At 65.7% G+C, this 13731-nt stretch carries 3 protein-coding genes; all 3 read left to right on the top strand.

Annotated elements, in window-relative coordinates:
* Positions 1–96: 96 nt before the first annotated feature.
* The 3 genes from Ade02nite_RS00530 (at position 97) to Ade02nite_RS00520 (ending at position 13641) form a co-directional block, all read left to right on the top strand.
* A complete protein-coding gene (locus Ade02nite_RS00530) occupies positions 97–6375 on the top strand; it encodes an NIDO-like domain-containing protein (RefSeq protein WP_239168409.1) in 6279 nt (2092 codons plus the stop codon).
* A 115-nt stretch (positions 6376–6490) separates the two neighbouring features.
* On the top strand, positions 6491–13261 hold the full coding sequence (locus Ade02nite_RS00525; RefSeq protein WP_203759388.1) for an RHS repeat-associated core domain-containing protein: 6771 nt from the start codon (positions 6491–6493) through the stop codon (positions 13259–13261).
* Positions 13258–13641 carry a hypothetical protein gene (locus Ade02nite_RS00520; RefSeq protein WP_203759386.1) on the top strand — a complete coding sequence of 128 codons (384 nt, stop codon included), beginning with the start codon at positions 13258–13260 and terminating at the stop codon, positions 13639–13641. Before Ade02nite_RS00525 ends, Ade02nite_RS00520 begins: the two co-directional genes overlap by 4 nt.
* The last annotated feature ends 90 nt before the right edge of the window (positions 13642–13731 follow it).

Here is a 13731-nt window from a genome sequence, read left to right as displayed (position 1 = left end):
TGACGGGGGAAGTTCATGGCTGCTGTCGGCTGGCGTCAGCGTAGGCATCTGGCGACGGCTTGCGCCGCATTGCTGGTTGCCTCGACCCTCGCCGTGGTGACCAACGTCGATCCCGCGGCGGCCGCGCCCGCGGCACCGTCGTGTCTCGCGGAGCAGCCGGACGAGTCGTCGGCGCAGCGCATGGTTGCGATCTGCAAGCGCCGCGTGGAGATCCTCTCGGAGCGCACCGAGGACGCGCAGGTCTTCATCAACGTCGACGGCACGCTGACGCTCGAGCAGTCCGTGGAGCCACGTCGTGTTCGCAAGGGCAGTTCTTGGGTTCCGGTCGACACGACCCTGGCAAGGACATCCGCGGGCGTGGTCCCGCAGGCGACGGTGCTGCCGATGAATTTCTCTGCCGGCGGGAACACGCTGGTCGGCCGGTTGCGTGACGGTGACCGTGAAATTTCGATCAGCTGGCCAAGCCTCCTGCCGGCCCCGGAGCTGAAGGGATCAACCGCGGTCTACGCCGATGTATTGCCCGGGGTTGATTTGCAGGTGACCGCCCAAACCACGGGGTTCTCCGAGGTGCTGGTGGTCCGTAGCCGTAAGGCGGCTGCCAGCCCAAAGCTCGCTTCACTGAAGTTCGGGCTTGCGGCCAAGGGAGTCGCGGTCCGTACCACCGCAGGCGGCGGCCTAGAAGCTCGTGACGCAAAAGGTACCCCGGTGTTCGCGGCGCCCGCCCCGCTGATGTGGGACTCGAGCGAGCTTGCGCAACCCCCAATGGAGCAGCCGGCCACGGCCACCAACAAGAACCAAGCCGGTGAGCGCGCCAACATCGCCGAACCGCCTGCCGACAGGGACAAGCATGACCGTGATACGCCCGGGACGGAGCGGCAGCGCAGGGCAGTGATGCCGGTAAAGGTAGACGGATCCGCTCTGACGATCACGCCGGACCGTGCGATGCTGGCCGATCCACGGACGAAGTTCCCGGTTTTCATCGACCCGTCGGTCAATGGATATTTGGTGAACAACGAGTGGACCTCGGTGTGGAGCAAGCACCCTACGAGTTCCTTCTGGAAGAACACCTCGGCATTGCAGAACGGTTCGGTGTACGGGTCGGCAGGTGTGGGGCGGACCGAGGACTGCACGGGCTGCGCGGATCACATCATCCGGTCGCTGTTTCGGCTGAACATAAGCCCCGTGCGAGGTACGCAAGTCAAGGCGGCCAAGTTCATCATCAAACAGAAGCACGCGTGGACCTGCAATCCGAAGAGCAACGCGAAGGTGTATCTGACCGGAGCGTTTTCCGCGGCGACGACCTGGAACAATCAGCCGGTCTGGGTCGGCACAAGTCCCTTCACGGCGCAGAGCCCGGCCAATCACAAGGTGGGCTCGGTGCATGGCTGTGACGGGCCGGGCAACGTCGAGTTCAACGTGCAGCCGATGGTCGCGCACGCTGCGAAGAACAACCAGACGAGCGTCAACCTGGGACTACGCGCGGTCAACGAGGGCACTCTGCTGCAGTGGAAGCGGTTCGACCCATCGACCGCTGTGCTGGCGATCGATTACAACAGGAAGCCGAACCCGCTCAGCCCCATGACGTCGGATGGTAAGGACTGCTCGACGAACCCCAATCCCTACGTGCTATGGCCGACGCCGGTGCTGGCGGGTAAGCAGTCGGATCCGGACGGCGGGACGTTGACCACCGATTTCTATTGGTGGCCCGCGAACGGGCAGCGCAGTGAGACGAACAAGGTCACGCAGTCCAACGGCAACGGCACGGTCGTCTCGAGAGCTATCCCTGCCGGGAAACTGGCCGACGGTGGCACCTACATCTGGCAGGCGAAAACCTCTGATGGGGCCCTGTCGACGTGGTCCGGACAGTGCAGATTCACCGTCGATTCCACCCCGCCACCTCCACCTGGACCCATCACCTCCACCGACTACTCCACCACCACCTTCATGGGCGGCGTGGGTATCAAGGGCACGTTCAAGATTGGCAAGCCGAACACGACCCGTCCGCAAGAGATCACCTCGTACGTGTGGACGCTGGACTCCGGTGTGCTGCTAGCTGCGAAGCCGGCCACGATGAATGCCGACCGCACTGGGGCCGTGACGACGGCGCCGTTGCACGAGGGCATCAACACGTTGCGGGTCTGGTCGAAGGACCACGCCGGCCGGTACTCGACGAACCCGTCGACGTACACCTTCCTCGTCCGGACTGGCACCGGCCCGGCGGCGGAGTGGACGTTCGATGACGCGGATGTCGCCGGCAAGGACGTCAGCGAGCATGGCAACACCGTGACCCTGGGCGGCAGCGCCACTCGTTCCGCCGGTCGTGGTGGCGAGGGCAGCGCGTTGTCGTTGAACGGAACGACCGGATTCGCCGCCACCGCCGCTGCGCCGACCTACCCGCACCCTGACACCGGCGCCGCCACTGCGGTGCGCACCGACAGCAGCTTCACCGTGACCGCCCGGGTGCGGCTGACCGCGACGGGAGGAACGGTCCAGCGCACCGCAGTGGCGGCCTCAGGCAGCCGCACGTCGGCGTACACGCTGGGCTACTCGGGTCCGGACAACCGGTGGCGGTTCGCGATGGCAGGCTCCGATGCCGACAGCCCGACTACCTTCCAGATTCTGTCGAACGCCGCCCCCGTCGCGGGTAAGTGGACCCACCTGGCCGCGACCTACAACGCGGCGACCAAGAAGCTCACCTTGTACGTGAACGGGGTCGCGCAGACCGCAACGGCAACGCTGACCGGCGGGTTCAACGCCACCGGCCCAGTGACCATCGGCAAGCGAAAGTGGACCGGCGCCGACAACGGATTCCTCGACGGGGCAGTGGACGACGTGCGGGTCTACACCTTTGCCGAGACCGCAACCAATCTGGCCGAGCTTGCCCAGCCGCTACAGCCGGCGATCAGCCTGCCCAACGGCTCCGAGGTGACCGTCGGCGGAACAGCGCAGGTGACCTTCAACGCCGGCGGGGACACCAATGTCACCAAATTCCGGTACAGCTTCGCCGGCGACGGACTCGGCTCCACGGCCAACCTGGCCACCGCGGGAGGCAGTGTCACCGTGTCTGTACCGGTGGGCGCCAACCCAGGTGAGTGGCCGCTGTACGCGGTCGCCAACGACGGCACGCGCGACGGCCCGCTCACCCAGGCCATCATCATGGTCAAGTCGGTCGGAACTCGTCTGGACGGCACGGTGGTCGACTCGACCTCTTACAGCGGCGTCGCGGGCGCGACCGTGACGCTGCGACCCGGCGGCCGGACAACCACCACCGACGCCGACGGCATGTACGAGTTCACCGATCTCACGCCCGGCACCTACACCGTCGTGGCCAGCGCCGGGGGCCGATGCGGCCTCGGAGCCAACCAGCAACGCAACGTCTCCACTCAGGGCCTGACTCTCGAGCTTGTCTTGGTGCGTACTTCCTCCAGCCTTGGTCACGTCTGCGCCGAGCGCACCGCCACCTTCGCGACCGGCACAACCGTTTTGCCGCTGACTGGCGACAACGCCGTGATCACGATGGAGTTGCCGTTCGCGTTCCCCTACTACGAAACCGCCTATCGCAGCGCCTGGGTCGACACCAACGGCCTGCTGTCGTTTACCGATCCGCTCGGCTCACACCCACATACCGCCGGAACAGCGCTGGTATCGGCGGCCGAACCGAATGCGGTCATCGCCCCGTTCTGGGACGACCTGGTCGTCGACTCCGCCGCGAGCGTCCGCACCGCGGCCACCGGCAGCGGAACCAGTCAGCAAGTCGTCGTCGAGTGGCGCAACGTCTACCGCAAAGACAACACCGCGCAGCGGCTCAGCTTCTCGGTCACCCTCGCCGCTGATGGCACCGTCACCACCAACTACGACGGCCTCGACAACAGTGCCGAGCAGGGCAGTAACGCGCTGGTCGGCCTCGAGTCGGTCGACGGCGAAGACGGAATCGCGTACTCCTCCGACGAGGCGGCGCTCGCCAACGGCAAAGCCATCGTGTTCACCCCGCCGGACCTGCCCGGCGGCTTCGAAACCCACAACCTCACCGGCAAACTGACCAACCGGTCCGGACAGCCGGTGGCCGGCGCCACCATCGCGCTCGACCCGAGCGGGCTAACCACGACCACCACCGCCGATGGCAGCTACACCTTCTACGGACTGGTCGCCGACAGCTACGCCATCACCGCCCGCAAGACCGGACGCTGCGCCGACACCGTCGACCAACAAGTCGAGCTGACCGCCGACACGACGCTCGACCTGCGCCTGGCACCCGACTATGGCGTCATGGGCTACGCCTGCACGGTCGGCACCGTCAACTACGTCGCGGCCGGCACAGTTCTGCCACTGACCGGCGACGTCGCGGAGACCGAGGTGACCCTGCCGTTCCCCGCCCTGTTCTATGGCCGGAGCTCGACCACCGCGACCGTGTCGACGGACGGATGGGCGGCCGTCGGCGGGGGCTACCTCGACGCGCTCTGGAGTGACCTGGTCATCGACAGCTCCGCCAGCGTCCGCACCCAAACCATCGGCACGGCGCCCAGCCGCACCTTCGTCATCGAATGGCGCAACGCGCTGTTCGACGGCACCAGCGAGCGGAGCACATTCGAACTCGCCCTGCACGAGGATGGGAAGGTCTCCTACCACTACGGCGCCATGTCCACCGACCTGCAGAAGGGCAGCGGCGCCACGGTAGGACTCGAGGACCTGACCGGTACTGTGACCGACTTCTACTCGGACCAGAAGCCGAGCCTTACCCCCAACAGCTCGATCACCTGGACACCGGCAGCGGCAGGCGCCATCGGCGGCGTACTGACCGAAGCGGTCACGACCACACCGATCGAGGGCGCCACCATCACCCTGAACCCCGGCGACCGCACCACCACAACCGGCGCAGACGGCAGCTACCAATTTACCGGCATGACGCCCGGCGCCTACCAGCTGACCGTCTCGGTCGGCGACAACCGCTGCCTCGGCCAGTACGCCACCGTCACCGTCTACAAGGCCGGCGGGGACGCCACCAAAGACCTGTCACTCAGCGACGCCGACAACCACTACCGCTGCACCACCAACGCCCAACCCTTCATTACCGCTGACACCGTTCAACCGTGGACAGGCGACGACGAAGCCTGGCATGCCGTGACGCCGTTCCCGATCAAGCTCTACGGCGAGACGAGTTCGGACGTGTGGGTGTCGAGCAACGGCTTCGTCACCCTCGCCCCTGAAGGCGCCGCCGACTACGCCGCCACCCCGATTCCGTCCGGCAATGCCGACCTGACTCCCAACAGCGCCATCTACCCGTTCTGGGCCGACTGGGTGATCGACGACCAGGCCGCCATCGCCACCAAGGTCACCGGCACCGCCCCGAACCGGCAATGGATCGTCGAATGGCGCAACGCCCTCTGGTTTGCCAGCGACGCCGACCGGGTCTCCTTCGAAGCGATCTTCGCCGAGGACGGGAGCATCACCTTCGCCTACGACGGCATCGACCCGGACAGCCCCATCGAACGAGGCAGCGGAGGCACCGTCGGCATCGAGAACACCGACGGGACCGTCGCCCTCCAACATCTGTACGCCACTGACCTGCTCACCGACGGCACCGGCGTTCATTTCCAGCCCGATGCCCCAGCCACCAACTCGATCAGTGGAAGCGTCACCTGCGCCGGCAACCCCGTCGAAGGCGCCACCGTCAACGCGGCCGGCGTCACTACGACCACGGCATACGACGGCATTTACCAACTGGACAACATCCCTGCCAAGACTTGGACGGCCCTGGCGAGCATTCCCAACGGAGACTGCGCAGGCTCCCAAACCAGGTCGGTCCTGGTCGGTCGCACCGCAGCTACCATCGGCTTCGCGGCCGAGCCCACCCCGGCCGGTGCCAGTTACACGATCACCGAGGCGCCGATGCCATACACCGCTGCGACCGGAACGGACCTGCTCACCGGGAACGACGCGTGGGCCACCGTGCAGCTGCCGTTCCCGATCCCGTTCTACGGGGCCAGCACCGAAACCCTGCGGATCGGCACAGAAGGCACCCTCGACCTGCCCGCCGGCTATATCTACCCGTTCCGCAGGGACTGGATAGCCGACGAACAGTCCGACATCGTGACCGCCGTGCGTGGCAGCGCCTCCGATCGGCAGTACGTCATCGAGTGGCGCAATCTGCGCCACTTCAACGACAGCAGCGTCCGATTCACCTTCCAGGCGATCCTCGACGAGACCGGCGGTATCAGTTTCGTTTACCCCGGCAACGACGGCAGCTACCTGAACAGCGGCGGCATGGCCCTGATTGGCATCCAACCCGCCGACGGCAACGCAGGACTGCTCTACTCCGACCGGCTAGCCGTCCTGCGCCCCGGCTACGGGCTGCGCCTCACCACTGCCATGCCCTGACCGCCCACTCGCGCCGTATCCGCACCGAGCAGCCGGCCGCCATCCCGGCCGGTCTGCCCGCTGCGCCTTCCCCACGTCAACCCTGATCGTTTCCTCACCCCCTCGGGAGCGTCCGGTGAGCTCTACCTCGTCTGCACTGTCACGGCGACGAAGAATCGCGACCACACTGACCGCCATCCTCGTCGTCGGTCTCCTGCAAGCGCCGGCACAGGCCGCCGATCCCGAACCATTCACACCGCCGACACCAGAACCCGTACCCGTCGTGCCGGTCAAGGACGTTCCCGCGCGGCCCGTCGCCGAGGCGAAACAGCTGGCTCCGGCGTCGGCGCAGCCGGCACCGGCATGGCCGGAGGCCGGTAGCGCAATCGTCGACACCACCACCACCGTGGCGGCGACGGCCGACGGATTGCCTGTTCGGGTCTCCCGTGGCTCCACTCAGTCAGCCGTCCGGGCCACACAGTCCGGCCCGGCCCGCGTCCGGGTCGAGGTGCTCGACAGGCCCACCACAGAGAAGGCCGGTGTGCGCGGCGTGCTGCTGCGCCTCGGCCGCGCCGACGGCACGACGGCGGCCGGCACGGCCACCGTGACGCTCGACTATCGGTCGTTCGCCACCGCCTACGGCGCCGACTGGTCCAGCCGTCTGCGACTGGTCGCGCTGCCCGCTTGCGCACTGACGACCCCGGCGAAGGCCCAGTGCGCGCCGCAGCCACTCAAGTCGACTAACGACGCCAAGGCGAAGACCGTGTCCGCTGATGTGGCCGTCGGCGCATCACAGACGCTGATCGCTGCCACGGCCGCCGCGTCCGGCCCGGCAGGTGACTACGCGGCGAGCTCGCTGAGCGCCTCATCAACCTGGTCCGTCGGTGGCAACTCGGGATCGTTCAACTGGTCCTACCCGATGCGGACGCCGCCGGGGCTTGGCAGGCCCGGTCCCGAGGTGGCGCTGTCGTACTCCTCACAGTCGGTCGATGGCATGCATGCTGCCTCGAACAACCAGCCGTCCTGGGTCGGGCAGGGCTTCGACACAACCGCCGGTGGCTTCATCGAGCGCACCTACATTCCCTGCGCCGACGACATGGACGGCTCGGCCAACAACGACAAGAAGACCGGCGACCTGTGCTGGGAAACCGACAACGCCACATTGTCGCTGGCCGGGCACTCCGGCGAGCTCATCTACAACGCCACGCAAAAACTGTGGCATCTGCGCAACGACGATGGAACCCGAATCCAGCACAAGACCGGCACCGTAAACGGCGACGAGGACGACGGCGAGTACTGGATCGTCACCACACCCGACGGTCTCCAGTACTGGTTCGGCACCAACCGCCTGCCCGGCTGGACCACTGGAAAAACCGAAACCAACTCCACCCTCACCGTGCCGGTCTTCGGCAACGACCCCAACGAGGCATGCAACGCCTCCGCGTTCGCCGACTCCGACTGTATGCAACCGTGGCGCTGGAACCTCGACTACGTCGTGGACCCCTCCGGCAACTCCATGTCGTACTGGTACCAGAGGGACACCAACAAGTACGCCCGCAACTTCGACCCGGACGACGCAGCCTCCTACCACCGGGATGCGTGGCTCGAGCGCATCGATTACGGCACCCGCCGCGTCAACGGCGTCGACTCGGTCTTCACCGCGCTGGCGCCGATGCGCGTCGACTTCGCCGTCGACCATCGCTGTCTGGCCGACTGCGGCACGCACGATGCCGTGCACTGGCCCGATGTGCCGTGGGACTCCGCCTGCACCGGCAGCTCGTGCCCGGACTCGTACACGCCCACATTCTGGAGCACCAAGCGACTCAAGACAGTTACCACTCAGGTCCGTAACGGCGCGTCGTACCGAGACGTCGAGCGGTGGACGCTCACCCACACCTTCCCCGATCCCGGCGACGGCACTCGCGGCGGGCTGTGGTTGTCCAAGCTGTCACACGCCGGGCTGGTCGGCGGCACCAAGACCGTGCCGGACGTCGAATTCACCCCGGTCGGGATGGCGAACCGGGTCGACACGATCGACTTCGCCCTGGCGATGAAGTGGATGCGCATCGAGAAGATCCGCTACGAGACCGGCGGATCGGTCGACATCACCTACTCGCCGCAAGACTGCCAAGCCGATGAACCGCGGCCGGCGCCGGAGAGCAACACCCGCCGCTGCTATCCCGTGCGCTGGATTCCGGAGGGCAAGTCCGCCCCAGTCACCGACTGGTTCAACAAATACGTCGTCACGAGCATCTACGAGAACGACAACACCGGCGGCATTCCGCCGCTCGGCAGTCCTCGCGTCGCCTACTACTACGAGTACCTCGACGGCGCGGCGTGGCACTACACCGACGACGACGGCCTGGTGAAGAAGAACTTCAAGACCTGGTCCGACTACCGGGGCTACGGCAAGGTCGCGGTGAGGGTCGGCGACGGCAGCGACCGTACCTACACCGAAACCCGCTACTTCCGCGGCATGAACGGCGACCGCGCGGACAGCGCCGGCGGAGTGAAGGCGCGCACGGTCGACGGGATTGCCGACGACGACTGGCACGCCGGTGCGGTCCGGGAGACGAAGGTCTTCAACGGGCCCGGCGGCGCACTGATATCCCGCCAGGTCAACACACCGTGGGCGTCCGGACCTACGGCCACGCGCACCATCAACGGCGACACCGTCACCGCCCGGTTCACCGGCACCGGCACCTCCACCTCCCACACGACGCTGGACGGCGGCCGCGGCGAACGCACCACCAAGACCGTCACGACGTACGACAGCTACGGCATGCCGTACATCGTCGACGACCTCGGCCAAGACGGCGTGGCCGGCGACGAGCGATGCACCCGGACCGAATTCGCCCGCAACACCACCGCCTGGATCCTCAACAAGCCGAAACGGGCCCGCAGCTTCGCTGTCGCGTGCGCCAACACCAGCGGCACCCTGACCGAGGCCGACGTCATCTCGGAAACCCGCACCTTCTACGACGGTGACCTCACCTGGACCGCGGCCCCGAGCAAGGGTCTGCCCACACAAACGCAGGAGATGTCGGCCTGGAACAACGGCACACCCACATTCCTCGTGGTGAACAAAGCTACCTATGACGACCACGGGCGCATCAAGACCGTCTCGGACGCCAACAACGCGCAGACCACCACCAACTACACCCCCGCCGCAGACGGGCCGGTCACCTCGACCGTGACCAAGAACCCGATGCAGCACGAGACCGAGACGACCCTCGAGCCGGCCTGGGGCCTGCCGGTGACCGTCGTCGACCCGAACGGCAAACGGACCGACATCCGCTACGACGCGCTCGGCCGTACGACCGACGTCTGGGGGCCCGGCCAGACCAAGGACGCCGAACCCGCCACCGAGAAATACAGCTACGACATCAACAACGACGCCGCCAGCGTCGTCTCCACCTCCACCCTCAATCCCGCAGGCGGCTACGTCACCACCTACGCCCTGTTCGACGGGCTGCTGCGTCCCCGCCAAACCCAGGCGCCCTCACCATCCGGCGGACGGCTGCTCACCGAAAGCTTCTACGACACCGCCGGCCGGCAGGTGCTCACCTTCGGCACCTACCACGCCAGCGGAACACCAGGCGGCACCCTCACCTCAGTGGACAGGGCGTTCGTCAAACGGCAGACGCGCACCGTCTACGACGGGGCCGGCCGCGTCACGGCCGAGGTATTCCAGCCCGACGGCGTCGAACGCTGGCGCACGAGCACCGCGTACGGCGGTGACCGCACCGACGTCACACCGCCGGCCGGTGGCACCGCAACCTCGACTGTCACGGACGCCCGCGGCCGCCCGGTGCAACTGCGCCAGTACCACAGCGCGGCGCCTACACCCCAGACCGCAGGTAGCTGGGACGCGACCACCTACGCGTACGACCGGCGCGGCTATTTGACCAAGGTCGCCGACACGCTGGGCAATGACTGGGTCTACACGTACGACGTGCGCGGCCGGGCGACCACGGTCGACGACCCGGACAAGGGCAAAGCCACCCTCACCTACGACAACGTCGGCAACGTCTCGACCGTGACCGATGCCCGGGGTAAGAAGCTCGCCTACGCATACGACCCGCTCAACCGTAAGCGCTCGGCGTACGACAACCGCATCGGAGGATTCGAGCGCGCCCAATGGATCTACGACACCGTCCAGAGGGGCTATCTCTCGCAGTCCACGCGATTCGTGGGGGCGGACGCCTACCAGTCCAAGGTTCTCGAGTACGACGACAGCTACCAGCCCACCAAAACCGCGATCGTCATCCCCGACGGTGAGACCGGCCTCGCCGGCACCTACAACTACACCGCCACCTACAACGTCGACGGCTCCACAGCGTCGACCGGTATCCCCGGCACCAACACCGGCCTGCCCGCTGAGACGCTCAGCTACGACTACACCGCACTCGGGCAGCAACGCACCCTCACGACGCTATACGGCACCCAGAACCTGACCTACATCAACGACACCGTCTACAACGCCCTCGGCGAGGTCGACCAGATCGACCGCCATCTCGGCAGCGGCGGACACGTCTACACCGCGTTCTCCCGCGAAGACGGCACCCGCCGAATCACCAAAGTCATGACGGCCCGCGACACGGTCACCCCCGCCGTCCTGTCCGAAACCAGCTACGAGTACGACCCGGCCGGCAACATCACCAAAGTCGTCGACGCCGCCCCCGACCCGCAAGACGACACCCAATGCTTCACCTTCGACTACCTCGACCGGCTGACCGAAGCATGGACACCAGCCAACGGCGACTGCACGGCGGCACCGGCGGTCACACTGCTCGGCGGTCCGGCCGCCTACTGGAACAGCTGGCAGTACGACAAGATCGGTAACCGCACGAAGGAAACCGTCCACTCGGCGGCCGGTGAGACCTTGACCGAATACACCCACCCGGTGCCCGGCAGCACCGCCGTGCGGCCGCATGCTGTGACCGCCGTGTCCGGTGCCACCAACGCGAGCTACACCTACGACCAAGCCGGCAACATGCTCACCCGCCCGGCGCCGTCGACCGGAACCCAGACGCTGACCTGGGATGCCGAAGGTCTCCTGGAAAGCTCCGCGGACGCCACCGGCCTGACCACCTACATCTACGACGCCGGCGGCAGCCGGCTCATCCGCCGCGACCCCGACGGCAAGACCCTCTACCTGCCCGGCCAAGAAATCCGCTACAGCAACAGCACCGCAACCACGACCTGCACGCGTTACTACACCTTCGCCGACAGCACCATCGCCTCCCGTACGAACACAGGGCTCACCTGGCTGGCAACGGACCATCAAGGAACAGCCCAGATCGCCATCGCGGCCGGCACCCTGCAAGCCACGACGCGCAAGCAGACACCCTTCGGCGATCCGCGCGGCGCCGCCAGCGCCTGGCCCAACGACAAAGGCTTCGTCGGCGGCACCATCGACAACACCGGGCTCACCCACCTCGGCGCCCGCGAATACGATCCGCAGCTCGGCAGGTTCATCTCCGTCGACCCCATTCAAGACCTGAACGACCCGCAACAATGGAACGCCTACGCCTATGCCAACAACAACCCCATCACCTTCAGCGACCCCACCGGACTGGTCGTCGACAAAGACCGGCCAGGCTGCGCAGCCGGCAACGGCGGTAGCTGCAACAACTACGTCAACCCCAACAACGGCAACCCGTCCGGCTGGAAGTCCGGCGGCGGATCAGGCAGCGGATCAGGTCAAGGATCAAGCAGCGGATTCGCAGACGATGACGATTACGTTGGCAAGGCCACCGGCTGGGAGAACCCGGAAACTGGGGATGCTCAAGTCTGCGTAACCGGATTCGGTTGTATGGACAAATGGCAGATCACCAACATCGAGGCTTATCTCGATGCGTATAACGCCTCAGTCGATCAACTCGTCAAAAAGAACGGTGGACAGCCGCTTCGCGACTTCCAGTACGCACAAGCAATGCTGGAAGCGTGTATGTCCGGAGAAAACGAGCTGACCAATTGCTCGGGACAGGCATACCACGCACTCAACGACGCTTGGTCCCTCGCAGCTACCGCAGCCAAGGAAGGCGACCAAGGGGTTTCGAACGGAAACGTGGCAGTCGCGGCAGCCTTTGCCGCCCTTGTCGGCTACGGCGAGACCGTAACCTCCCTTACTGGCTGTGGCATGAGACCGCTCGGAGGGCGCAAGAGCTTCTCGGGTGAAACGCGAGTGCTGATGGCCGACGGCACCACCAAGCCGATCAAGGACGTGAAGGTCGGCGACGTCGTGCTCGCCACCGACCCGAGAACCGGCGAGGAAGGCCCTCATTCCGTCACCGCAACGTGGTCACATCTGGATGACCTTTTCACGCTGGCCGTTAACGGCAAGAAACTGATCACCACCGAAGATCACCCGTTCTGGGATGAAAGGGATGGCCGCTGGGAGCGTGCGGACCAGCTCAACCCGGGCGACCTCCTCCTGGATCCGGCCAATCATGCGGTGTTCGTCGACGGATTTTCGACGTCAGAACGCCGGACGGCAGCCGCCTACAACCTCACCGTTGACGGCCTTCACACGTACTATGTGCTCGCCGGCAACACTCCGGTGCTGGTCCACAACTGCGGTACGGATATCGTCAAGTACGATCCGGACTTCGCGCTCGGTCAGTTGACGCAAGGCCGCGTCGCCAAGGCTTCAGAGTTGGACAGTTTCGGTGCTTCTCAAGGATGGACGCGGAGCCGCACAGCTAACGGGCCTATCAAGTACACGGATGAAAACGGAATCGTGAGAATTACGATCAAGCGAGGTAGTGGGCGGGCACCCGGAAGCGAGAGCCCGCATGTCGAAATGCGGAACGCGGCCGGGGAAAGAGTTGATCCGTATGGAAATCCGGTGACTCGGAAGTCTCTGGGTAACCACACTTCGATTGACTATGATCTGCCATGACAAACTACAGTCAGATCGGTGAGCTGCGCCTCTTCTACCTGGAAGACAGTTGGGTGCTGGACATCGTGGCTCGCCCGGGGACACTTACTATCTCTCTTGATGTTGTATTGCTTCCTGAGCACCCGGACTACCAGGCTCCGCTGCCCGGGGAGAGTCATTGCTATCGACGTGGGGAGCTTAGGTTCGAAAAAGTTTCGGTCCTTCATTGGGCCGGGCAAGGGCTGCCGCCGGCCAGAGACGCGTCCGGGGAATTGGACTATGGAGGCGTCGATTCATTTGACTTTGATCATGATGCCTACCGGATTGCGGGGGACTTCGGCGAAATCAACGTGCGTGCCGACTCTCTGCAGATAGAGCTAGTTCCGCTGGAGAGCGGGTAAAGGGATCGGCGTGTTCGAGGTGGCTACAACGACTACTGCGAGTCCGGACAGTCGCTGGGAAAGCGTAGCCGTGCGCTCGGGTTGCCGTCA

This window comes from Paractinoplanes deccanensis, from assembly GCF_016862115.1.
GTDB lineage: Bacteria > Actinomycetota > Actinomycetes > Mycobacteriales > Micromonosporaceae > Actinoplanes > Actinoplanes deccanensis.
Note: the sequence above shows the minus strand (reverse complement) of the source record. Positions and strands in the feature narration are given on the sequence as shown.

Bases quoted from the DNA above. Each gene is read 5' to 3' on its own strand.
- Ade02nite_RS00520 (WP_203759386.1), top strand. From the start codon at position 13,258: ATGACAAACTACAGTCAGATCGGTGAGCTGCGCCTCTTCTACCTGGAA.